The sequence below is a fragment of the Mycetocola miduiensis genome (assembly GCF_900115155.1).
Classification (GTDB): domain Bacteria; phylum Actinomycetota; class Actinomycetes; order Actinomycetales; family Microbacteriaceae; genus Mycetocola_A; species Mycetocola_A miduiensis.
Map to the genome: position 1 here is coordinate 162264 of NZ_FOVM01000008.1, position 22755 is coordinate 185018.

The window sequence follows — 22755 nt, forward strand, 5'->3', positions numbered from 1 at the left end:
CGTCATTTGAAGATGATGGTGCGGGCGCCGTCGAGCAGCACGCGGTCCTCGGCGAACCACTTCACCGCCTGGGTGAGGGTGCGGCTCTCTTCGTCCTGGCCGATGGCGACGAGCTCACTTGCGCTCCGCGAGTGGTCGACCCGTACGACGTTCTGCTCGATGATCGGGCCCTCGTCAAGGTCGCTGGTGACGAAATGGGCGGTCGCCCCGATGAGTTTCACACCGCGGGCGTGGGCCTGCCGGTACGGGTTCGCTCCCTTGAAGCCGGGCAGGAAGGAGTGGTGGATGTTGATGGCACGGCCGGCGAGGCGCTCGCAGAGTTCAGGGGAGAGGATCTGCATGTACCGGGCGAGAACGACGAGTTCGATGTCGAACTCGTCGACGGCGTCGAGGATGCGTTTTTCGAACGCGGCCTTCGATGCGGCATCCGTCACCGGCAGCGACTCGAACGGGACACCGTAGAACGACGCGAGGTCACGGAGGCTTCCGTGGTTGGAGAGGACGAGTGGGATGTCGACGCTCAATTGCCCGGCCCGCTGCCGGAACAGCAGGTCGTTGACGCAGTGCGCAGCGGTCGACGCGAGCACGAGGGTGCGCAGGGGCCGGCCGACGACGTCGAGCCGCCAGGCCATCTCGTAGGTGCTCGTGACCGGGCCGATCGCCGCCTCGAATTCGGCACGATCGCCGGGGGACTCCACCTGCAGGCGCATGAAGAACCGGCCGGTGTCCGCACTGGAGAACTGCTGGCTCTCAGTGATGTTGCCTCGCGCCGACACGATCGCCCCGCTGATTGCGTGAACGATGCCCGGACGGTCGGCGCAGACGAAGGTCAGCACCCAGTGGTTGTGGTGTTCGCGCGGAGCGTTGGGGATAGTCACGCCTCTAGGCTATTGCAGGCGGAGCCGCCCCTTTTCCGCTCTGTGAACCCTCGGTTAGACTGGTCACGGTCGGCGCAACCCGTTCGGCCCTGGGCGCGCACATCGGCGCGTAGACGAACTCGGCTCTCGCTCCCGCGGCCGAGTGAACGCCGTCGTTGGATTCCCCGATGACCACTTCTCCCATTCCTGTCGCGCCTCGCGCTGTGCACCCGCCGGCCGGGCCGCTTCCGTTCCCGTGGATCGGGCTGATCGCCCTCTCGGCGACGGTCTTCCTTTCCATTTCGAGCGAGATGATCCCGACCGGCCTGCTGCCGGAGATGAGCGAGTCGCTCGGCGTCTCGCCGTCGCAGGTCGGCCTCCTCGTCACGGTGTTCGCTTTCACCGTGGTGATCTCGAGCGCCCCACTCACCGCCATGACCGTGAAGGTCCCCAGGCACACGATGATGGTGGCGATCCTCGCGGTACTCGGCCTGAGCAACCTGCTGACCGCGATCGCACCCACCCACGAGCTCGTCCTCGCTACGCGCATTCTCGGCGGTCTCGCGCACGGGCTGTTCTGGGCGATGGTGCCGGCATACGCCGCGCATCTCGTGGACCGCGACCACATCGCCAGGGCGGTGTCGATCACCCTGGCCGGCGGAACGATCGCGCTCGTGCTCGGGGTGCCGCTCGGCACAGTGCTCGGCCAGGCCGCCGGCTGGCGGTGGGCGTTCGCCGCGATCGCGTTCGCACTGTTCCTCGGCGTCCTCGCCGTGATCCGCTGGCTGCCCCCGGTGGAGAGAGATAAGGCGGTCCACGCGGATGCCGTCTCCCGCCGCGACCCAACGATCCTCGCCGTCGCTCTGCTCTGCGTCACGGTGGCGATCGTGATGATCGGCAACTATGCGTTTTACACGTACATCGCGCCGTACCTGATCGACCGTCTCGGAGTCGCCCCCGAGTTCCTCAGCGCCGTGCTCTTCGCGATCGGTGCTGCCGGGGCGCTCGGGCTCATCCTTGCCGGAACCGTCTTCGGCAGACGCACGAGCACCGGGCTGATGATCGGCCTCATCGCGACCGCCGTCGGCGCCGGTGTCGCAGCAGTGGCGACACCGGTCCTGTGGGTCTCTCTCGCCGGAATCGTCCTGTGGGGGCTCGCCTTCGGCCTCGTCCCGCCCCTGCTTCAGACCCGCCTGCTGCACTCGGCGAGCACGCGGATCCGGGACACCGCCAGTGCGTTTTACACCACCGCGTTCAACATCGGAATCGGCGGCGGGGCGCTCATCGGTGCTCTGCTCCTCGACTGGCGTGGCCTCGCGGCGCTGCCGGTGGCGACGATCGTGCTCGTCCTCCTCGGGCTGGTCGTCGTGCTCGTGACGCTTCGGGTCTCCGCCCGGCAGTCGTCCCCGAAAGCACACCGTTAGCGTCGCCGTGGTCCAGACGGGCTCTCCGGGCGGTTAAACTGGGGTCATCCACCACTCGCAACCCGAGAGACCTCCATGGTATTAATCCTGCTGGCCTTCCTCGTGGTTTCGTGTGCGACGACGCTGCTGACGAAGTGGCTGTCCACGCGGGTTTTCTACCTCATCTCCGTTCTGCCGTTCGCCGCGTTCGCGTACACGCTGGCCCAGACACCGGCGGTTCTCACCGGCGGTGCGGTGACCGAAAGCATCCCGTGGATTCCCCATCTGGGAATCGCACTGTCGTTTCGTGTCGACACGCTCGCCTGGCTGCTCGCCCTCATCGTCACCGGTGTCGGCGGGCTCGTCCTGATCTACTGCGCGCGGTATTTCACCCCGACGGAGCCAGGCCTCGGCCGGTTCGCCGGGCTCCTGCTCGCCTTCGCCGGAACCATGTACGGGCTCGTCACCGCCGACGACATCCTCGTGCTGTTCATGTTCTGGGAGATCACGAGTGTGCTCTCGTATCTGCTCATCGGACACTACGTCGACCGTAAGGAGAGCCGGGGTGCCGCACTGCAGGCCCTCCTGGTGACGACTTTCGGTGGCCTCGTCATGCTCGTCGGCGTCGTGATGATTGCGGTTCAGGCGGGGACCACCTCGATGGCGTCGATCATCGAGGTGGGTCTCGAAGGGTCGGCAACGACCGTCGCGATCCTCCTCATCCTCGTCGGCGCCCTGTCGAAGTCGGCGATCGTGCCCTTCCACTTCTGGCTTCCGGCGGCGATGGCCGCCCCAACCCCGGTCAGCGCCTACCTGCACGCCGCAGCCATGGTCAAGGCCGGCATCTACCTCGTCGCCCGCTTCGCGCCCACGTACGCCGATACCCCGGGCTGGACCGAGAGCCTCGTCGGGCTCGGCGTCCTGACCATGCTCGTCGGCGCCTGGCGGTCGCTGCGGCAGTACGACCTCAAGCTTCTCCTCGCCTACGGAACCGTGAGCCAGCTCGGGTTCCTGATGGTCATCGTCGGTTTCGGCGGGCACGATGCGGGCCTGGCCGGCGCCGCACTCCTCCTCGCCCACGCCCTGTACAAGGCGGCGCTCTTCCTCGTCGTCGGCATCGTCGACCACCGCGCCGGCACCCGCGACTGGCGCAAGCTCTCCGGCGTCGGCAACCAGTCCAAGATGCTCGCGGCGATCTCCCTCATCGCCGTGGCGTCGATGGCCGGGCTGCCGCCACTTCTCGGATTCGTCGCGAAAGAAGCCGTGTTCACCGCGTTTCTCGAGGCCGCTCTCGACGGTGACGTCTGGGGCTGGATCGCCCTCATCGGCACAGCGGTAGGTTCGGTCCTCACCGTCGCCTATAGCGTTCGCTTCTTCTGGGGAGCATTCGCCACCCGCAAAGAGTCGGCTCCGTCAGAGCTTCACGCCGACGGTTGGGGCATCCTCGTCGCGCCCGGCATCCTCACCGCTGCCACGATCGTGCTCGGCGTCGGAGCGGGGCCCCTCCTCGATCCGGCACTCCAGCCGTACGCGAAGACGATGCCCGGTCCGGCCGACTACCACCTCGCACTGTGGCACGGGTTCGAGCCGGCCCTTGCTCTGTCCGCCCTCGTCGTCGCGCTCGGCCTTGTCATGTTCTGGCGGCGCGTCTGGGTTGCGCGGGCGCAGGGTGCTGTTCCGTCGACACTGGACGCGTCACGCGGGTACTGGCTCAGCGTCCGCCTCGTCGACCGCCTGGCTGCTCGCACGACCATTTTCGCGCAGCGCGGCGGCCTCCCTCAGTACCTCGGCACCATCCTCATCGTCTACGTGCTCACCCTCGGCGTCGCCAGCCTCCTGAATCGGACCTGGCCCGACAGCATCCGGGCGTGGGACTACCCGGAGCAGGCGCTCATCGCCGTCGCCATCGCGATCGCGGCGATCATGGCCGGCCGGGCGCGGCAACGGATGACCGCGGTGCTTCTCGTGGGAACGACCGGCTTCGGCATGGTCGCCCTGTTCGCCCTGCATGGCGCGCCTGACCTCGCCCTCACCCAGGCTCTCGTCGAAATGGTCACCCTCGTCGTCTTCGTGCTCGTTCTCCGGCGCCTGCCGACGAAAATCGCGCAGCGGAACAGGCCCGTCAAACGACTGGTGCGAGCCAGCGTCGGCATCGCCGTCGGCGCGACCATGGCGGTCGTCGCCGTGATCGCGCTCGGTGCCCGCCAGGACGAGAGCATCGGCACCGAATGGCCACGGCTCGCGTTCGAAGAGGCACACGGCCGCAACATCGTCAATACGGTGCTCGTCGACATCCGGGCCTGGGACACCATGGGCGAGATCTCCGTGCTCGTCGTCGTCGCGACCGGCATCGCGAGCCTGCTGTTCGTCACCGGTCGCGTCGGGCCGATCCCGAGGGTGGTCGGTTCCCGCCAGCAGCGCAGGGGACAAAACCGCAGGCGTGTGCTCGTCGACCCGCTGGCCCCGGGCCCCGAAGCCAGTTCCAGCCGGATGAGCTGGCTGCTGGCCGGCCGCACCTTGGCCCCTGACCACCGCTCGATCCTGCTCGAGGTCCTTGTCCGGCTGCTCTTCCACCCGGCCATCCTCGTCTCGATCTACTTCGTCTTCGTCGGACACAACGCGCCAGGCGGTGGATTCGCCGGGGGACTGCTTGCGGGTCTCGCCCTGGTTGCGCGCTACCTCGCCGGCGGACGCTACGAACTGGCCGAGGCGATCCCGATCGACGCAGGCAAGATCCTCGGCGCTGGCATCGCCCTTGCCGCAGGCTGCGGCGTCGTCTCGCTTTTCTTCGGCGTGGAGACGCTGAGTTCGGCGTACTTCGAAGCGGACGTGATCCTCCTCGGGCACCTGTCCTTCGGCACGTCGACGATCTTCGACGTCGGCGTCTACCTCGTCGTGGTCGGTCTCGTGCTCGACATCCTCCGCAGCCTCGGCGCTGAAATCGACCGCCAGCAGGAAGAGGCGGACCTGGCCGAGGAATCCCGCGACGACTTCTCCGAGAGCGAGGCAGCCCGATGACCGCCTCCGCCACCCTCATCCTGCTCATGGCCGTGCTCTACGCCGTCGGCATCACCGTGATGCTCGAACGCAGCCTCACCCGCGTGCTCATCGGATTCATGCTCGTCGGCAACGCCACCAACCTGCTCATCCTGCTGGTCAGCGGGCCCAACGGAACCGCACCGATCGTCACGGGCACGAGCGCGGACGAGACCATGGCTGACCCGGTGCCCCAGGTGCTCATGCTCACTGCCATCGTGATCAACTTCGGTATTACAGCCTTCGTCCTCGCGCTGATCTACCGGTCCTGGTGGCTCGCCCAGCTCGGCGACCAGGGTGACGCAGTGCCCGACCAGCACACTGACGACACCGAAGCGGCGACGGATGCCACCTTCGACGCGGTCGACCTGGACGACGCGGCAATCCAGAAGATCCTCGCAGACAGCAACGAACACCCCGACGAACCAGACCGCGGATTGGAGGAGAAGCGATGAGTGCTCTCGTTCCCCTCCTTGTGCTGCTACCCCTGCTGGGGGCGGCGACCGCCCTCGTTCTCGGTGCGCACCGCAGGGCGCAGGTTCTCGTCAGCGCGCTGACCCTGACCGTCGTCACCGTGCTGAGCGCAATCCTGCTCGTGTACGTCGACCAGGTCGGCCCCGTCGTCGTCGACGTCGGTGGCTGGGACGCACCGTTCGGTATTGTCCTCGTTGCCGACCGGCTCGCGATGATCATGGTGCTGATCGCCGCCCTCATGCTCCTCGGCGTGCTCCTCTTCGCCGCCGGCCAGGGTATCGCCGACGGCGACAGGGAAACCCCCGTCTCGATCTTCCACCCGACCTACCTGGTCCTGGCGGCTGGACTGTTCGACGCGTTCATCGCCGGTGACCTCTTCAACCTGTACGTCGGTTTCGAGATGCTGCTCTCCGCGAGCTATGTCCTGCTCACGTTGGCAGGCACCGGAGCACGCATCCGCGCCGGCGTGACGTACATCATCGTCAGCCTGACCTCGTCGATCATCTTCCTGGCCTCGATCGCCTTCATCTATGCCGCCACCGGCACGGTGACGATGGCGCTGATCGCGGAACGGGTCCGCGACTTGCCCGCTGACGTGCAGCTGATTCTCTGCATCTCGCTCCTCGTCGCCTTCTGCATCAAGGCCGCGGTGTTCCCGATGTCGTTCTGGCTCCCCGACTCGTACCCGACCGCGCCGGCCCCCGTCACGGCCGTGTTCGCCGGGCTGCTGACGAAAGTGGGCGTGTACGCCATCATCCGCACGGACACGGTGATGTTCACGGATGTCGATATCGACATCCCGCTCATGGTGGTCGCGTTGCTCACCCTGCTGATCGGGATCCTCGGCGCCCTGGCCCAGGCGGACATCAAGCGACTGCTGTCGTTCACCCTTGTCAGTCACATCGGATACATGATCTTCGGTATCGCGATCGGTAGCCAGGCGGCGCTCGCCGCCACGATCTTCTACATCGTCCACCACATCATCGTGCAGACCACGCTGTTCCTCGCGACGGGACTCGTCGAGCGGGTCGGGGGGACAACGTCGATCAACCGGGTGGGCGGCATTCTCAAGGCGTCGCCGCTCGTGTCGGTCCTCTTCTTCATCGGGGCGATGAACCTCGGCGGGATCCCGCCGTTCTCCGGCTTCCTCGGCAAGGTCGGGCTGTTCGAAGCCGGTGTCGCGCTCGGCACCCCGCTGTCGTACATGCTCATCGCCGCCGGCGCCGCGACGTCGCTTCTCACCCTGTACGCCCTCGTCCGAGTCTGGAACATGGTGTTCTGGCGGCCGAGCGGCGACGTCGAAGGGTACTCATCGCCGTTGCTCGATTCACTCCGCGAGAACCCCGACGACCCGGGTGGAACGGTCCGCACCAAGAGCGTGCCCCGCCTGATGCTCGCGGCCACGACCGGGATGGTGGCCCTCACCGTCGCCCTCACGATCTTCGCCGGCCCGCTCTTCGACCTTGCCAGCCGCACGGCGGCGGACTTCGATTCACCGTCCACCTACGTCGAAGCCGTCTTCCCGGAGGCCACCCCGTGAGCCCGGAATCCGGCGGTCGCCGCATCAGCGCCCGCAGCCAGATCGTGCTCTTCTGCGGGCTCGTCGTTCTGTGGTGCCTGCTCTGGGGCCAGTTCACCGTCCTGAGCGTCGTGAGCGGCGTGGTCCTTGCCGTCGTGATCTCGCTTCTGTTCTATCTGCCGGCGATCGACCTCAGCGGCCGAATCAACATCTGGCACACCGCTGTCTTCTTGGTCCGCCTCCTCGTCGACATCGCCCGCGCCTCACTCGACGTTGCCTGGCTGGTCATCGATCCGCGATACAAACCGTCGAGTGCCATTCTCGCGATCGCCCTCGATACACGATCGGATCTCATCATGACCTGGACGGCGGAGGCGATCTCGCTCGTTCCGGGATCCATCGTCGTTGACGTCGACCGGCAGGAATCGGTTCTGTACGTGCACGTGATCAACGTGGCTGACGATGACGGCCTGGAGGACTTCCGCGCGAGCGTGTTCGCGACCGAGAAGCGTCTGGTGATGGCGATAGGTTCCGTGGATGACGTGTGGCGCGTCAACCAGCCCAATGAACTGACCCGATCCGTACGACGGGGGAGGAACTGATGCACATCGCGATCATTGTTGCCGGCGTGCTCTTCGGCACCGGCGCCGTCGCAGCGCTGTACCGCGTCATCCGCGGGCCCAGCCTTCTCGACAGGGTCATCGCGTCCGACGTTTTCGTCGTCACCATCATGTGTGTGCTGGCGGCCGAGATGGCGTTCAACTCCCATACGGAGACGCTGCCGGTCCTGCTTGTCCTCGGCGCGTTCGCGTTCGTCGGTTCGGTGAGTTTTGCCCGCTTCATGGCGAAACAGGACCAAACATGATCAGCGACGACATCCGCGAGATCATCACCGTCGTCCTGGTCCTGGTGTCCGCGCTGATGTGCTTCGCGGCCGGTGTGGGGCTCATGCGCTTCCCCGACGTGCTGTCGCGCCTCCACGCTGCCACCAAGCCACAGATTCTCGGCCTGATGGCCATTGCAGCGGCAGTCGCCGTCAACAATGCCACGATCGCAACGTTCGCGCTGCTCACAGCGATCATCATCTTCCAGGCACTGACGGCGCCGATCACGGCGCACATGGTTGGTCGTGCCGCCTACCGGTCAGACCACCTGCGCCGCGACCTGCTGATCCGTGACGAACTCTCGGACAGCGTCGACCGGGCAGAGCAGGATGGCGCCCCGCCCGCGCCCCATGGAACCCCACCGGCCCCGCGCGACGACCGACCCTCCGGTTAACGCAGCCGCTCACCGTTCGCCCACACAGCGGTGACGGAGTATGCGTCGTCGAGCAGGACCGCGTCGGCGGCGAACCCGACCTCGAGCCGCCCGAGGTCATCGGCGCGGCCGATTGCCCTCGCCGGGGTCTCGGTCAGCGCGGCCACAGCCTCGGGGAACCCGATTCCGACCTCAGTGACCGCCCGGCGCAAGGCGACGTCCTGCGTGAGCGTCGACCCGGCGATCGATCCGCCGCCGGCGAGCCTGGCCACCCCGTCGACCACGTCGACACTCAACGACCCGAGCTGGTAGGTACCGTCAGACGATCCAGCGGCCGCCATGGCATCCGTCACGAGTGCGATGCGCCCCGGAGCAGCGCCGAAAGCGATGCGCACGACCTCCGGGTGCACATGGACACCATCGTTGATGATCTCCAGGGTGACCGACCCAGCGGCGGCGGCCGCGGCGACCGGACCCGGATTGCGGTGGTGGATGCCGTTCATCGCGTTGAAGGCATGGGTCAGGATGCTCGCGCCCGCCTCGAAAGCGGCTTGCGCGCCATCGAAATCGGTGTCGGTGTGACCGACGGCGACGGTGACACCTGCCGTCGTGAACTGCCGGATGGCATCCATCCCGCCCGGAAGTTCGGGGGCGAGGGTGACCTGGCGGAGCGTGCCGCGGGCCGCCGTAAGGAGCCGCTCGATGGATGCCTCGTCCGGTGCGCACAGCTGCGCCGGGTCATGCGCGCCCTTGTGCCCCGGGTCAAGGAACGGGCCTTCGAGGTGCGAGCCCAGGATGGTCGGGTCCTCTTCGGCGAGCCCGGCGACGAGCGCAAGCCGATCGACGAGGTCGTCGAGCGAGCCGGTGACGAGCGACAGCACGGATCGCGTCGTTCCGTGCGCCCGGTGCACGGCGAGGGCGGTGCGGATGCCGTCCGCGTCGCTGTCGAAGGAGCATCCGCCGCCACCGTGGCCGTGGATGTCGATGAACCCGGGAACGAGGTGCGCTCCGGCGGCGTCGACGGAGTTCACGGGGTCGAGGCTGCGCCAGCCGTCGCCCGTTCCGGTGGCGGAGATCGTTCCGCCGCTGAAGGCGACGTAGCCGTCGTCAGATTGCGTGCCCTCGCCGAGAACGCGAGCGGAGTGAATGATCAGGTCGGGAGGCGAAGACGGGAAAGGGCTCACATCGCCACGATAACGTCGATGCGGCACGGAGCGAAAGCGACGCACAGGAGCAGGCCGGTCTGCCGGGGGTTCGTTGCGAAGAGGCCGGGTCTGCTCAGGTCGGGTCTCTGTCAGGCGGGTTCTTCGGTGATGGTGAGCCGGCGTTCGAGTTCGTCGCAGTCCGGGTGGATGCTGCCCGCCTGCGGCTCGAGAACGGCCGCAGCACCCCACGCGGTGGCGCGGGACAGCAGGGTACGGATGTCGAGGATCCCGGAGTCGACGAGGGATGCCGCACCGGCGACCGCTGCGTCTCCGGCCCCGGTGGGGTTGCCCGCGAATACCACGTCGAGCCGCGCGCGCAGCACAGCGCCATGCCGAGGAACCGCCATCATGCCGTCCTCGCCGAGTGACACGAGGACAAGGTCGGCCCCGGCGGCCTGGAGCGCCCGGGCACCGGCAAGCGGGTCGAGCTCGCCGGTGGCGTCGGCCAGCTCCCGCCGGTTGGGTTTGAGAAGGGTGGCCCCGGCCGCCGCCGCGCTCAGCAGGTAGTCGCCTGACGCATCGGCGATGGTGGGGATGCCGGCACCCCGGCCGAGAGCGATCAGGTCGGCAACCAGCGATTCGGGAGCGCCGGGAGGGATGCTGCCAGAGACGACCAGGCAGCCGGTGTGGCCAAGCCGGGACCGGACGGCATTCACCACCTGTTCCCAGGTTTCCGCCGGGAGGGTCCGTCCGGACTCGTTGAGCACCGTTGTCCGCCCCGACTGCTCCACGATCGCGGTCGAGCGGCGTGCGCGGCCAGGAACAGGCAGAAGAAGCGACGGGATGTCGCCGAGGTCGCGCTCGAACTCATCGAAGTCGTCCTCGCCGACCGGGGCGACGGCGAGGGTCTCCACGCCCTTCTGCAGCAGTACCCGCGCGACGTTGATGCCCTTGCCTCCCGCCCGCGTGACCGCAGGAGGAACCCGGTGGCTCTCTCCGATGTCGAGCCGGTCGAGGGTGATGGTGCTGTCGAGTGCGGGGTTCGCTGTCACGGTGAGGATCATGCCTGCGCCCCGGCGAGAAGGGAGCGGGCGCCGAGAGCGGCGCCGACGAGCCCCGCGTTTTCGCCAACGGTCGCCGGCAGCAGTACCGGTCGTCGGTGGAAGGTGAGGAATGAGTTCATGCGCTCCTCGACCGGGGCGAAGAGTGCGTTCCCCGCCTGTGCGAGACCGCCACCGAGGACGATCGCCTCCGGGGCGAGCAGCGCGACGGCCTGGGAGAGGGCGAGGCCGAGCGCATCCGTCGCCGTGTTCCAGACGGATGCCGCGAGTGCGTCGCCGGAACGGGCGAGGTCGAGCACTTCGCGCGCCCCGGCGACGGGCGCTGCCGCGTCCCTGTTGTACAGCCGGGTGATCGCGCCGGCCGAGGCGATGGCCTCGAGGCAGCCGTTGCCGCCGCACGCGCACGGAGCCCCGCCGACATCGACGACGGCATGGCCGATTTCACCGGCGTATCCGGAGGCGGAGTACGGTTTACCGTCGATGAAGAGAGCGCTGGCGATTCCGGTTCCGATGACGACGACCATCACGTTGCGGAAGCGTCCCGCAGCGCCGAGGTGATATTCGGCTGTCCCGGCGGCGCGGACGTCGTGGGTGAACGCGACGGGCGCGCCCAGAGTCGCGCTCGCGGCGTCCCGGAATGGCACATTCTGCCAGCCCAGGTTCTCGGCCCTCACGCCGATCCCGGCGTCGTCATCGACGAGACCGGGAACGATGAGCCCGGCGGCGCGGGGAGCGATGTCGGGATGCCGCGCGGCGAACTGGCCGGCGAGGACCGCGAGCTGAGTGAGCACCGCATCCCCGCTGCCGTCGGTGCTGTACGGCGTCGGTACCCGAACGATCTCGCGGAGTGAACCGTGTTCGTCGAAGAGTCCTGCTTTGGTGTCTGTGCCGCCGACGTCGAACGCGAGGACGGCGGGGCCGTCGCCCAGGAACTGGCCACCTGTCATGCGTCGAGGATGACCGAGCGGGTCAGGTTGCGCGGGACATCGGGGTTGAGCCCGGCGCGCAGGGAACGCTCGAGGGCGACGCGGTGGGCGCGCACGAGATCGGCCAGCGGGTCGAGCGCCGAGTCCTCGAATCGTGCGCCTGTCGCGGCGACCTGCCCCGAGAGGCCGGAGGGTGCGTCCCCGAACATCCACACAGCGCGCCCAGGCGCCGCGATCGCCAGTGGGCCGTGCCGGTATTCCATGGCCGGGTACGACTCGGTCCACGCCTGGCACGACTCGCGCATCTTCAGTGCTGCCTCGTGGGCGAGCCCGACACTCCAGCCCCGGCCGAGGAAGGTGACCTGCTCGGCGCCGATGAGCTCGTCGGAGAGGTCCTCGGCGAGTGCCGTCTCCGCATCCCGGATCGACGCCGACACGTCTGCACCGGTCGATGCGCGCAAGAACGTCAAGGCCGTTGTGGCGAAGCGCGTCTGCACGACGCTCTTCTCGTCGGCGAAGGGGAGGCCAACGATGTCGTCGGCGAGGTCGACCAGCGGGCTCGACAGGTCACCGACGATGCCGATCGTACGGACGCGACCTTTCACGCCTGTGAGCAGTTCGAGGACCTCAGAAGTCGTGCCGGAGCGGGTGATCGCGATGACGGCGTCGTAGTCGCGGTCGAGGAACGCTTCGGACGCCGCGAAGGCGTCGGTGCGACCCTGGCCGCTGCCTTCTCGGAGAGCAGCGTACGACTGGGCCATGAACCAGGATGTTCCGCAGCCGATCACAGCCACGCGCTGCCCCGCGGCCGGCAGCGTCGTCTGCTCCGCGGTCATTGCGGCGGCTTGTGCCCAGACCTCGGGCTGGCTTCGCAGTTCTTCGTTCATCCAGGCGCCGGGTGCGGTCATCGGTTCTGCTCCTGTAACTTAGGCCGGTGCGGCGGTGCGGTGATTGATGTTGATTGAAAATGCCTAAGCCAATCAGTTCTGATCATGCCAGATCGCTTCCGGGAACGCGAGACACTCCGCCGGAGACACCAGAACGACCTGCCGGATACGGCTCGCCCTCGCGGAACGCTCCGATTCCGAGCTCCAGGAACCTGGGATACCAGGCTTCCAGCCGGTCGGAGAATTCTGCCCAGTTCCGCGCAGGGGTCCCGGCTGGGGCAGACCAGGCAATTTCGGCGACGGCAGCCAGCCGTGGAAAGACCAGGTAGTCGATGTCGGCGGCCGAGGCGACGGTTTCCGTCCACAGGGGTGCTTCGACGCCGAGGATCCGTTCGTCGGCGACGCCGGGAAGGATGTCGGCGGGTTCCCATTCGTAGGCCGCCCGCACACTCGTCGGTCCGCCCGCCCAGGCTTGCCCGATCGGCGTCGTTTCGTCATAGGTGATGTCGAGGTACGCGACATCGGCGGGGGAGAGGATGAGCGAGCCGCCCTGGTCGACGAATGACGCGGCGAGTTCGGCCGCATTGTTCTGCGGGGTGACGTAGCTCCAATATTGACCGATCGTGCCCGGTGCGAGGTCACTCGACCGGCCGGCCTCATGCCACGCGATAGGCACTTTGCCGTGGGCGGCGACGAGAGCGGTTGCCCGTGCGAGAAAGACCGGGTACTGGTCAGGCGGCGTGGAGTGCGATTCGTCACCGCCGATGTGCAGGTACGGTCCTGGCGTCTGCGCGGCAACGGAACGGAAGACGTCGTCGAGGAACTGCCACGTGGCATCCGCGTCGACGTCGAGGCTGGAGAAGCCGACGTCGATGCCGGTGTACGGCTCGCGAGCGGTGCCGTCGGCGTTGAGTTCCGGGTACGCGCTCAATGCCGCGTTGGTGTGGCCAGGCACGTCGATTTCGGGCACGACCGTGACGAAACGCTCGGATGCGTATGCCACGATGCGCGCGTAATCCTCCTCCGTGTAATACCCGCCCGGGCCGCCACCGACGGCGGAGGCGGCGCCGATGCCGGTCAGCTCCGGCCTGCCGGCGATCGATACGCGCCAGCCCTGGTCATCGGTGAGGTGCAGGTGGAGCACGTTGATCTTGAACAGCACGATCTCGTCGATGAACCGGGTGACGGCGGGCACGTCGAAGAAGTTCCTCGCAACGTCGAGCATGGCGCCGCGCCAGGCGAACCGAGGGCGGTCGATGATGCTGGCGGCCGTGGCCTGCCATGGGGCACTCTGCACCGAGCGCTTCTCGATGTCGGCAGGGAAAAGGTGCCGCAGCGACTGGATGCCATAGAACAGGCCTGCGGCAGTCGCCGCGGTGATCGTCGCGCCGGCCGCAGACGTCTCGAGCCGGTAGCCCTCGGCGCCGAGTTCGAGCTCATCGGTGAGGTCGAGGTGGAAAGCGATGTCGGCGGGGCCGGCGACGTGGCCGTCGAGCGGACTCAGCACAGGCAGCGGGTATCCGGTCGACGGGCGCAGGATGCCCGCGAGGTGACCGGCGACGGATGCGGCGGCATCGGTGGCGAGGATCCGGGATGACACCGACAGGACGAACGGCGCAGCACTGGCGTTCACCTGCAACTCGGTGGGCGTGGGAATGATCGACGCTCTCATGCGGGCTACTCTCTCGGTCGGCTGGGGCCTCCATCAAAGCATGTGCCGACGCCGAATGGGGCCCCCTTGAACTGGTGAAGCACGCGCGCCGCCACTCCGCATCAGTCCCTGGCCGAGCGGAAACGCTCTCGCCAGTTGTGATGCGGAGGGTGCCTTCGGATCAGTGGGTTATCGGGCTCCGGTGAGCCTGCCTCGCCGGCTGGATCGCCAGGGCGCCGCCAACGATCGCCAGGGCGCCGCAGATCCATGACGTCCATGCGACGCCCATTTGCGAGGCATAGCCGCCGACCCATGGCGAAATGACGAGCAAGGCGCCGATCGCGACGTGTATCCATTCCACCGAGACGAGGCCCGGCATCGCCAGGCTAACCACTCCCGACCCAGCGAGCAGAATGCCCAGGGTTATCAGCATCGGCGTGGACGTCCCCGCCTGAGTGGTCCACAGGACCGAGAGAGCGACGTACAGGCCGAGGGCAACGGCGGCCCAGTCCTGCCACCTTGTCCATTTCTTCATCACTACCAACTCCTCCACAAGTTGGCTCCCAATTTGGGGGTCAGTAACAGTGTGAAGCGCTTTGGTTCCCGGAACAAGCGTCTTTTGTACCCCGCTCGCCGCGGCATCCGCTCCACCCGGCCGACACGGCTCCGGCGGAGAAGTGAACTCCCGCTGCTATGATCGGTCTGTCGTAACTGGCGTGCAGGTGGAAGAAAATTCCGCCTCGGATGGTCACCATCGGGGAGCGACTGACACGGATTCGGCCGAACGCCTGGGTTGATACGGATTACCTGCATATTGTCCGCCGCTGTCTAAAGGAGCCCCTTTTGTCCTCAACGTTCAACGCGCCTCTCTCCGAGGTCGACCCGGAAATCGCCGCCGTTCTCGAGCAGGAACTCGGCCGCCAGCGCGACTACCTCGAGATGATCGCGAGCGAGAACTTCGTCCCGGTCTCTGTGCTGCAGTCGCAGGGCAGCGTTCTCACGAACAAATACGCCGAGGGTTACCCCGGCCGCCGCTACTACGGCGGTTGCGAGTACGTCGACGTGGCGGAGTCGCTCGCCATCGAGCGCGCGAAGAGCCTCTTCGGTGCCGCATACGCCAACGTCCAGCCTCACTCGGGCGCCACCGCGAACGCCGCAGTGCTCTCCGCGATCGCCACCCCCGGTGACACGATCCTCGGCCTCGAACTCGCCCACGGCGGTCACCTCACCCACGGCATGAAGCTCAACTTCTCCGGCAAGCTCTACAACGCCGTCTCCTACGGCGTGAACCCCGAGACCTTCCTCGTGGACATGGACGTCGTTCGGGAGAAAGCGCTCGAGCACAAGCCGCAGGTCATCATCGCCGGCTGGTCCGCCTACCCCCGTCAGCTCGACTTCGCCGCGTTCCGCGCCATCGCCGACGAGGTGGGTGCCAAGCTCTGGGTCGACATGGCGCACTTCGCCGGTCTCGTCGCAGCTGGACTGCATCCGTCACCAGTGCCGTTCGCTGACGTCGTGTCGTCCACGGTGCACAAGACGCTCGCGGGCCCGCGCTCCGGCTTCATCCTCAGCCGTGACATGGAGCTCGCCAAGAAGCTCAACTCGAACGTGTTCCCCGGCCAGCAGGGCGGGCCGCTCATGCACGTCATCGCCGCCAAGGCGACGGCGTTCCTCCTCGCTTCGCAGCCTGAGTTCAAGGACCGGCAGGAGCGCACCCTGCGGGGCTCGCGCCTTCTCGCCGAGCGGCTCACCGCCGACGACACCCGCGCCGCCGGCGTCGACGTGCTCACGGGCGGAACCGACGTGCACCTCGTGCTCGCTGACCTCCGCAACTCCGAGATCAACGGCCAGCAGGCTGAAGACGCCCTCCACGAGGTCGGTATCACGGTGAACCGCAACTCGGTTCCGTTCGACCCGCGCCCGCCGATGGTCACCTCCGGCCTCCGGATCGGCACACCGGCGCTCGCGACCCGCGGATTCGGCGACGCCGAGTTCACCGAAGTCTCTGACGTCATCGCGACGGCTCTCAAGCCGGGCGCCGACATCCCGGCCCTGCGTGCGCGGGTGAAGACACTCACCGACGCGTTCCCGCTGTACCCGGGACTCGCGCAGTAATTGCGATGACCGCACAGATCCTCGATGGCAAAGCCATCGCATCCGTCATCAAATCGGAGCTGAAGGAACGCGTCACCGCGCTCCGCGAACGCGGGATCGTTCCCGGGCTGGGAACCGTGCTCGTCGGCGACGACCCCGGTTCACAGTGGTACGTCGCCGGCAAGCACCGGGACTGCGCGGAGGTCGGCATCGAGTCGATCCGCCGCGACCTGCCCGCCACAATCAGCCAGGAGGAGCTCGAGGCTGTACTCGACGAGCTCAACGCCGACGACAGCTGCACCGGCTACATCGTGCAGCTGCCGTTGCCGGCGCACATCGACACCGACGCGATCCTCGAGCGCGTTGACCCGCAGAAGGACGCGGACGGCCTGCACCCGACCAACCTCGGACGGCTCATCCTCAACGTCAACCGGCCCATCACCACCCCGCTGCCGTGCACGCCGCGCGGTGCCATCGAACTGATGCAGAGGCACGGCATCGAGCTGGCCGGCAAACACGTTGTCGTTGTGGGGCGCGGGGTGACCGTCGGCCGGGCGATCGGGCCTCTGCTCACCCGACGCGAGTTCAACGCCACCGTCACCCTCACCCACACCGGCACGGTCGGCCTCGACGACCTGCTGCGCACGGCAGACGTCATCGTCGCTGCAGCCGGTGTTCCCGGCATTGTGAAGGCATCCGCGGTGAAACCCGGCGCGATCGTTCTCGATGTCGGCGTCAGCCGTGAGACCGACCCGGAGACCGGCAAGAGCCGTGTCGTCGGCGACGTCGACCCGGCGGCGGCCGAGGTTGCCGCGTGGATCTCGCCGAACCCCGGCGGGATCGGCCCGATGACCCGGGTGCAGCTGCTCACGAACGTTGTGGATACGGCGGAGCGACTGAACCCGTAGCCCCCTGCCCGCCCCAAATTCAGCATCCAACTCCACATTCAGGAGATCCTCACTGAGCCCGGCGTGTCGCACCTCGTGCACGGCGTGTCGGCAAAGTTCTCCTGAATTTGGAGGGGTGTTGGGCCGGATCTCGTCAATGTGGCGTGGGGAAACTAGGATTCGGGCATGCATGAGAGCCATCCCTCCGTCGACCGGGTCCTGTCCGAACTACGCGCCGGCGGAGTCGGCGGCGACGTGCGCTGGTTCGACGACGCGACGCCCACCGCGGTCCACGCTGCGGAAGCCCTGGGCGTCGACGTCGGCGCGATCGCGAACTCGCTCATCTTCACCCTCGAGGGTGAGCCGGTGCTCGTCCTCACCTCTGGCGCTCACCGGGTCGACACCGGCTGGCTCGGCGAGCAGCTCGGCGGCACGCTCAAGCGGGCGGATGCTGCCACGGTGCGCGCCGCCACCGGCCAGGTGATCGGGGGAGTCGCACCGGTCGGGCATCCGGCGCCGGTGCGCACGTTCGTCGACACCGCGCTCGCCGCGTACCCGGAGGTGTGGGCCGCTGCGGGGCATCCGCACACGGTGTTTCCCACGACCTTCCACGAGCTGCTGAGGCTCACGGGTGGCACGGCGACCGCCGTGGAACCCGGCTGAGACGAGCCGCGCTCCCCGTAACAGGAGCCCCCATCTCAGAGGGGGCAGGTGCTCCTGTTGAGCGTCGCAACCGCGCGGTTCGCCCTGTTGAGAGTGAACGCTAGTCGGCCCGGGATGCCCCGTCAGCAGCGGTGACCGTGAAGAGGTCAGGCGTCTCGAAGCCGTTTCGAGCGAAGGCGGCCAGCACGGCATCCGATACGGCGGAGAGTTCCGTCGTCCGCACGAGCGCGATCGCGGCGCCGCCGAAGCCGCCCCCGGTCATCCGCGCGCCGATCGCCCCTGCGGCCAGTGCGCTGTCCACCGCGACATCGAGCTCGGGCACCGAGATCTCGAAGTCGTCGCGCATGGACGCGTGCGACGCCGTGAGCAGGTCACCGATTGCCTCGGGCCCGGAGAGGCGAAGCGTTCGCACGGTGTCGAGCACCCGCTGGTCCTCGGTGATGACGTGGCGGATCCGTCTCAGCGTCTCAGCGTCGAGTACTGCTGAAGCGCGGTCCAGGTCGTCGACATCGAGATCGCGGAGCGAGGAGACGCCCATCTCGCGGGCGCCGCGCTCGCAGGATTCCCGGCGGTCGGCGTACCCGCCGGTCGCGTGTGAGTGCGACACGTGGGTGTTGATGACGAGAAGAACGAGCCCCGCCGCTTCGAAACCGAGCGGGATCACCTCAGCGTCGAGGCTGCGGCAGTCGAGGAACACCGCCGCGTCCTTCTGGCCGAGAAGGGATGCCGACTGGTCCATGATGCCGGTCGGCGCACCGACCGCCTTGTTCTCGGCGAGCTGGCCTACGCGGGCGAGGAGCTGGCGGTCGAAACCGAGGTCCCAGACCTCGTTGAGGGCCACGGCGACGGCGCTCTCGATTGCGGCCGAAGACGACAAACCGGCCCCGATCGGAACGTCGGAGTCGATGTGGGCATCGAAACCGGCAACGCCGGAAAGGTCGGCACCAAACTCGCCGAGCGCCCAGACGACGCCGAGCGGGTATGCCGACCAGCCGGAGACGGCATCGGGCGCGACGTCGTCGAGCCCGATCCTGATGACGTCCTCGCTGTGTGCGGTGGTGATCTGGATGGTGCGGTCCTGGCGGAGAGCAAGCGCGACGACTGTCGACCGGTCGATGGCGAACGGAAAGACGAACCCGTCGTTGTAGTCGGTGTGCTCGCCGATGAGGTTGACCCGGCCGGGCGCCCGCCAGACGCCGAGCGGTTCGCGTTCGAACCGCTCCTCGAATCCTGCTCGTGCCCGGGTGCTCAGCTCACTCATACGGGGTTCTCCTGATCTGCCCGCGCGATGGCCTCGCGCACTCGATTCGCGGTCTCTTCGGGCGGGACGTCACCGATCCACGCTCCCATCGCGGCTTCGGATCCGGCCAGGTACTTGAGCTTGTCTGCGGCGCGGCGCGGCGAGGTGAGCTGCAGCATCAGGCGGATGTCGTCGCGACCGACCGAAACCGGCGCCTGGTGCCACGCGGCGATGTACGGGGTCTGGGTGTCGTAGAGCGCATCGACGCCGCGGAGGAGGCGCAGATACAGCACGGCGAGTTCGTTTCGCTCCTCATCGGTGGTCCCGGTGAAGTCGGGCACGTGCCGGTGCGGAAGCATATGAACCTCGACGGGCCAGCGAGCCGCGAACGGAACGTACGCCGTCCAGTGCTTCCCGGCCAGCACCACCCGGTCGCCGGCCTGCTCACTCGCGAGGATGTCGGCGAAGAGGTCGGGCCCGTAACTGTCGATGGATGCCAGCAGTCGCTGCGTGCGCGGGGTCACGTACGGATAGGAGTAGATCTGCCCGTGCGGGTGGAGCAGTGTCACGCCGATTTCGACCCCGCGGTTCTCGAACGGGAAGACCTGTTCGATGCCTGGCAGGGCTGAGAGGGCGGCGGTGCGGGCGGCCCACGCCTCGATCACCGTTCGCGCCCGCGAACGGCTGAGTGAGCCGAACGATCCCTCGTGCTCGGGACTGAAGCAGACGACCTCACAGCGCCCGACCGCTGTGCGAGTCCGGCCGATGCCGACCTCGGCGAGGTCGTCGAGCCCGCGTGGGGCATTGTCGTCTTCGAGCAGGGGGCCGAACGACGGGGACCGGTTCTCGAACACGGCCACGTCGTAGTTGCTCGGTACCTCCGACGGATTGGTCAGCGTCTGCGGAGCAAGCGGGTCGAGGTGAGCAGGCGGAAGGAACGCCCGGCTCTGCCGGGCAGATGCGATCGAGATCCATTCGCCGGTCAGGGGATCCTGGCGCATGGATGCCGTCGCGGGCCGGTCGGGAAGGTCACGGGTGTCGGCGGAACGCGTCTTTCCCAGGGTGGTGTCGGCGTCGTCGAAATAAATGATCTCGCGACCGTCGGCGAGCACGTCCGACTGTGAAGTGATGGTGGACATCGAAGAAGTGCCTTCCGAGGAGGTTTCGAATACACAACCGATTCTAGGCGCTACTTACGATATTGACAACGTTCCGAAAGTAACTGAAGATGAGGGCATGACGGTTCGGCAAGCTCGAGAGGGTGAAGAGGCTGTTCCTGCGGTTCTGCGCCGGCAGCGGATTGCTGAACTCATCGCCCGCCGCGGCTTCGTGCGGGTCGCCGAGCTGGCCGCCCTCTTCGGGGTGAGCGAGGTGACGGTCCGCAGCGACCTGTCCGCACTCGACGACGGCGAGAACATCCGCCGGGTCCACGGGGGCGCTGTGCCGCGCGAGGCGCGCGACCGCGAATCGAGTTTTGAGGAGTCGCTGGAGGCATCCGCGCAGGACAAGCAGGCCATCGGCCGGCTCGCCGCCTCGCTTGTGCAATCGGGTCAGAGCATCCTGCTTGACGTCGGGACGACGACGCTTGCGGTGGCCCAGGCGCTCAAGGAGCGTACCGACCTTGAGGACCTCGTGATCATCACCAACGGTCTCCACATCGCGCTCGAGCTGGAGTCGGAGATCCCGCGCTTCACGGTTATCGTGACCGGTGGCGCGCTCCGGCCGCTCCAGCACTCCCTCGTCCAGCCGCTCGCTCGCGCCGTGCTCGACCAGGTGCACGCGGACATGGCCATTCTGGGCTGCAACGGCGTAGATGTTGCCCATGGCGTCACCAACATCAACCTGCCGGAAGCCGAAGTGAAACAGCTCATGGTCGCCGTGGCGGAGCGGGTGATCGTCGTGGCCGACGCGTCGAAGCTCGGCCGCGTGAGCCTCGGCACGATCGCTCCGCTCGAGCGGGTCGACCTGATCCTGACGAGTGACGGGGCGGACCCGGCGCTGGTCGCCGAACTCACGGCGGCCGGCGTCGGGGTCCTCACCGCCTGACTCTCACTCCAGGACGAACGTCACCTCGAGTGCCACTTGCCATTCGACGATCTTGCCGTCCCTCACCTCGACCTTCTGGTCTTTGACCCACGCGCCTGAGACGTTGCGCAGGGTCTCGCTCGCCCTGGCTACACCGGCGGCGACGGCGTCGTCGAAACTGGTCTCCGAGCGGGCGCTGATTGTTGTGATGCGTGCAACTGACGTCATCTTCTCCTCCTTGAGAGTGGTTTGGATGCTGCCGATTCTTCCTCTCGCGCCGTCTTCGAAACAGCCGTCGCCCCTGGCATGCCGAGGGACTACGCTCGGGGAGGAACGTGTCCTCGAGGGAGTCCCCAGATAGCCATGAACTCAGCCACCGGTGAACAATTCGACCTTTCTCTGGAGACGTCGTCAGGCGTCGTCTCGGCGACGATCACGCAGCTGGCTGCAGGCATCCGCCGGTTAAGCGTCCGTGGGATCGACATGATGCCGCCATACGACGCCACCAGTCAGCGCCCCCTGGGCAGTGGAATGGTTCTCGTGCCGTGGCCGAATCGCATCCGCGACGCGCGGTGGACTCTCGACGGCGCCACCCAGCAGCTCGACATCACCGAGCCGGCAAAGAACAACGCCAGCCATGGCCTGCTTCGCAACAGTCCGTATTCCGTCGCTGCCCGTACCGAGTCCTCGCTGAAGCTGGAAGCGAGGGTGTTTCCTCAGCACGGGTATCCGTTCCTCCTGGACACCGCGGTCACCTACCGGCTCGTCGATTTAGGGCTCGAGGTCACCCACGCGGTCACGAACCGGTCGGATGCCGAGGCGCCGGTGGCGATCGGTGCTCACCCGTTCTTCACCATCGGCGATGTGAAACCCGAGGACCTCACGGTTCGCGTGAACGTCACCACCCACTTCGAAACCGACGAGCGCTCGCTGCCTGTCGCGGAAGTTCCGGTCGATCACACCCGGTACGACCTGCGCGACGGAATACTGCTCGGCGAGCTCGCGCTCGACGACGGATTCGGCGGCGCCGTGATGCGCGACGGTGTCTCGGAGCACTCGGTCTCGTCACCCGATGGCCGCACCGTCACCGTCTGGGGCGACGACAACTTCCGCTACTGGCAGGTGTTCACCACCGAGCGGTACCCGGGCCAGTCGAAGGCCGTCGCGATCGAACCGATGACCGCGCCGGCGGACGCCTTCAACTCCGGCCAGGACCTGAAATGGCTAGGCCCAGGGGAGACCTGGGAGGCCAGCTGGGGCGTGCGCGGCGACGGCTTCGCGCCGGCCTAGGTGTACTGCACAGGGACGTTGGTTGAATCGGTGTGACGACTCGCTGTAGTTGCTGCGAATGAGGTGAGGACCTCCGGTTGCAGAGTGGGAGTTGCTTAGACAAACACTCTCGACAGCCAGGAGGTCCTCGATGTCCCACGCTAATGCTGCTCTAACTCCACGCCAACGACTTCGAGTGGCGCGGCTGATCATCGATCAGGGCTGGCCAGTCTCACAGGCCGCGAAAGCGTTCAACTGCTCCTGGCCGACAGCGAACCGGTGGGCCGAACGATACGCCGCGATGGGCGAGGCCGGGATGCAGGACCGGTCCTCGCGCCCGCACCGGATCTCGAACCGGACG

23 protein-coding genes and 1 riboswitch are annotated in these 22755 nt (G+C 67.3%); of the genes, 13 read left to right on the forward strand and 10 right to left on the reverse strand.

Annotation, left to right across the window (positions count from 1 at the left end; translation table 11 throughout):
* Positions 1-2: 2 nt before the first annotated feature.
* Positions 3-878 (reverse strand): formyltetrahydrofolate deformylase, encoded by an 876-nt coding sequence (gene purU, locus BM197_RS13625; protein WP_425435730.1) that lies wholly within the window; start codon positions 876-878, stop codon positions 3-5.
* Between the two features lie 167 nt (positions 879-1045).
* Here purU and BM197_RS13630 point away from each other — a divergent pair, with 167 nt between their 5' ends.
* The 7 genes from BM197_RS13630 to mnhG all read left to right on the forward strand — a co-directional run bounded on the left by BM197_RS13630 (position 1046) and on the right by mnhG (position 8567).
* A complete protein-coding gene (locus BM197_RS13630) occupies positions 1046-2281 on the forward strand; it encodes an MFS transporter (protein ID WP_090712465.1) in 1236 nt (411 codons plus the stop codon).
* A 75-nt stretch (positions 2282-2356) separates the two neighbouring features.
* Positions 2357-5278: a Na+/H+ antiporter subunit A gene (locus BM197_RS13635; RefSeq protein WP_090712466.1), complete on the forward strand. Its 2922-nt coding sequence runs from the start codon at positions 2357-2359 to the stop codon at positions 5276-5278.
* Positions 5275-5751 carry an NADH-quinone oxidoreductase subunit K gene (locus tag BM197_RS13640; RefSeq protein WP_090712468.1) on the forward strand — a complete coding sequence of 159 codons (477 nt, stop codon included), beginning with the start codon at positions 5275-5277 and terminating at the stop codon, positions 5749-5751. Before BM197_RS13635 ends, BM197_RS13640 begins: the two co-directional genes overlap by 4 nt.
* Positions 5748-7310: a Na+/H+ antiporter subunit D gene (locus BM197_RS13645; protein ID WP_090712470.1), complete on the forward strand. Its 1563-nt coding sequence runs from the start codon at positions 5748-5750 to the stop codon at positions 7308-7310. The genes BM197_RS13640 and BM197_RS13645 overlap by 4 nt, the downstream gene beginning before the upstream one ends.
* The gene (locus BM197_RS13650) at positions 7307-7891 is read left to right on the forward strand and encodes a Na+/H+ antiporter subunit E (RefSeq protein ID WP_090712472.1); all 585 of its coding nucleotides are present in this window, start codon (positions 7307-7309) and stop codon (positions 7889-7891) included. The genes BM197_RS13645 and BM197_RS13650 overlap by 4 nt, the downstream gene beginning before the upstream one ends.
* Complete coding sequence (locus BM197_RS13655) at positions 7891-8154, forward strand: MrpF/PhaF family protein (RefSeq protein ID WP_090712475.1); 264 nt, start codon at positions 7891-7893, stop codon at positions 8152-8154. Before BM197_RS13650 ends, BM197_RS13655 begins: the two co-directional genes overlap by 1 nt.
* A complete protein-coding gene (gene mnhG / locus BM197_RS13660) occupies positions 8151-8567 on the forward strand; it encodes a monovalent cation/H(+) antiporter subunit G (protein WP_090712477.1) in 417 nt (138 codons plus the stop codon). The genes BM197_RS13655 and mnhG overlap by 4 nt, the downstream gene beginning before the upstream one ends.
* Here mnhG and nagA read toward each other — a convergent pair.
* The 6 genes from nagA to BM197_RS13690 form a co-directional block, all read right to left on the reverse strand.
* Positions 8564-9730, reverse strand: coding sequence for an N-acetylglucosamine-6-phosphate deacetylase (gene nagA / locus BM197_RS13665; RefSeq protein ID WP_245762545.1), 1167 nt, complete (start codon positions 9728-9730; stop codon positions 8564-8566). The two genes, mnhG and nagA, sit on opposite strands and share 4 nt — an antisense overlap.
* Before the next feature lie 110 nt (positions 9731-9840).
* Positions 9841-10755, reverse strand: coding sequence for a 1-phosphofructokinase family hexose kinase (locus BM197_RS13670; RefSeq protein WP_090712479.1), 915 nt, complete (start codon positions 10753-10755; stop codon positions 9841-9843).
* Positions 10752-11699 carry an ROK family protein gene (locus BM197_RS13675; protein WP_090712482.1) on the reverse strand — a complete coding sequence of 316 codons (948 nt, stop codon included), beginning with the start codon at positions 11697-11699 and terminating at the stop codon, positions 10752-10754. The genes BM197_RS13670 and BM197_RS13675 overlap by 4 nt, the downstream gene beginning before the upstream one ends.
* The gene (locus tag BM197_RS13680; protein WP_090712483.1) at positions 11696-12586 is read right to left on the reverse strand and encodes an SIS domain-containing protein; all 891 of its coding nucleotides are present in this window, start codon (positions 12584-12586) and stop codon (positions 11696-11698) included. The genes BM197_RS13675 and BM197_RS13680 overlap by 4 nt, the downstream gene beginning before the upstream one ends.
* 82 nt (positions 12587-12668) lie before the next feature.
* Positions 12669-14237, reverse strand: coding sequence for a family 20 glycosylhydrolase (locus BM197_RS13685; protein ID WP_090712485.1), 1569 nt, complete (start codon positions 14235-14237; stop codon positions 12669-12671).
* A 160-nt stretch (positions 14238-14397) separates the two neighbouring features.
* Positions 14398-14751, reverse strand: a complete 354-nt coding sequence (locus tag BM197_RS13690) for an SPW repeat protein (protein WP_090712487.1) — start codon at positions 14749-14751, stop codon at positions 14398-14400.
* 162 nt (positions 14752-14913) lie between these two features.
* A riboswitch (ZMP/ZTP riboswitch) is annotated at positions 14914-15017 on the forward strand.
* Between the two features lie 42 nt (positions 15018-15059).
* Between BM197_RS13690 and glyA the strand changes: the two genes are divergently transcribed.
* The 3 genes from glyA to BM197_RS13705 all read left to right on the forward strand — a co-directional run bounded on the left by glyA (position 15060) and on the right by BM197_RS13705 (position 17860).
* Positions 15060-16331, forward strand: coding sequence for a serine hydroxymethyltransferase (gene glyA / locus BM197_RS13695; protein ID WP_245762546.1), 1272 nt, complete (start codon positions 15060-15062; stop codon positions 16329-16331).
* A 5-nt stretch (positions 16332-16336) separates the two neighbouring features.
* On the forward strand, positions 16337-17218 hold the full coding sequence (locus BM197_RS13700; RefSeq protein ID WP_090712490.1) for a bifunctional methylenetetrahydrofolate dehydrogenase/methenyltetrahydrofolate cyclohydrolase: 882 nt from the start codon (positions 16337-16339) through the stop codon (positions 17216-17218).
* 165 nt (positions 17219-17383) lie between these two features.
* Positions 17384-17860, forward strand: coding sequence for a YbaK/EbsC family protein (locus BM197_RS13705; protein ID WP_090712493.1), 477 nt, complete (start codon positions 17384-17386; stop codon positions 17858-17860).
* Positions 17861-17960: 100 nt separating this feature from the next.
* Here the strand turns inward: BM197_RS13705 and galK are convergent, their stop codons facing one another.
* A complete protein-coding gene (gene galK / locus BM197_RS13710) occupies positions 17961-19121 on the reverse strand; it encodes a galactokinase (RefSeq protein WP_090712495.1) in 1161 nt (386 codons plus the stop codon).
* A complete protein-coding gene (gene galT, locus BM197_RS13715; RefSeq protein WP_090712496.1) occupies positions 19118-20239 on the reverse strand; it encodes a galactose-1-phosphate uridylyltransferase in 1122 nt (373 codons plus the stop codon). Before galT ends, galK begins: the two co-directional genes overlap by 4 nt.
* A gap of 97 nt (positions 20240-20336) precedes the next feature.
* Here galT and BM197_RS13720 point away from each other — a divergent pair, with 97 nt between their 5' ends.
* Entirely contained in the window at positions 20337-21146 is an 810-nt protein-coding gene (locus BM197_RS13720) for a DeoR/GlpR family DNA-binding transcription regulator (protein WP_090712498.1), read from the forward strand.
* A 3-nt stretch (positions 21147-21149) separates the two neighbouring features.
* Here BM197_RS13720 and BM197_RS13725 read toward each other — a convergent pair whose 3' ends face one another.
* A complete protein-coding gene (locus tag BM197_RS13725; protein WP_090712500.1) occupies positions 21150-21353 on the reverse strand; it encodes a dodecin family protein in 204 nt (67 codons plus the stop codon).
* Positions 21354-21488: 135 nt separating this feature from the next.
* Between BM197_RS13725 and BM197_RS13730 the strand changes: the two genes are divergently transcribed.
* Both BM197_RS13730 and BM197_RS13735 read left to right on the forward strand, forming a co-directional pair.
* Positions 21489-22415: an aldose 1-epimerase family protein gene (locus BM197_RS13730; RefSeq protein ID WP_090712502.1), complete on the forward strand. Its 927-nt coding sequence runs from the start codon at positions 21489-21491 to the stop codon at positions 22413-22415.
* A gap of 130 nt (positions 22416-22545) precedes the next feature.
* Positions 22546-22755 (forward strand): helix-turn-helix domain-containing protein (locus tag BM197_RS13735; protein ID WP_143095081.1); only part of this gene is annotated, 210 nt, incomplete at its 3' end.